Consider the following 280-nt stretch of genomic DNA (forward strand, 5'->3'; position numbering starts at 1 on the left):
GATCCTGTTTATCTTCAGTCTGGCCGGTCTTTCGAAACATGAAACGTCTCGCCAGGGTAACAACTTCGGTATCGCCGGGATGGCGATTGCGTTAATCGCAACCATTTTTGGACCGGATACGGGTAATGTTGGCTGGATCTTGCTGGCTATGGTCATTGGTGGGGCAATTGGTATCCGTCTGGCGAAGAAAGTTGAAATGACCGAAATGCCAGAACTGGTGGCGATCCTGCATAGCTTCGTGGGTCTGGCGGCAGTGCTGGTTGGTTTTAACAGCTATCTG

At 51.1% G+C, this 280-nt stretch carries 1 protein-coding gene; it reads left to right on the forward strand.

Annotated features, from left to right (window positions below; all coding sequences use genetic code 11):
* Nucleotide 1 precedes the first annotated feature (1 nt).
* On the forward strand, nucleotides 2-280 hold a 279-nt coding region (locus LZP73_RS21035; protein WP_234236941.1), incomplete at its 3' end, for an NAD(P)(+) transhydrogenase (Re/Si-specific) subunit beta.

Origin of the sequence: Shewanella sp. AS16, assembly GCF_021412365.1 — a bacterium.
Lineage (GTDB): Bacteria > Pseudomonadota > Gammaproteobacteria > Enterobacterales > Shewanellaceae > Shewanella > Shewanella salipaludis.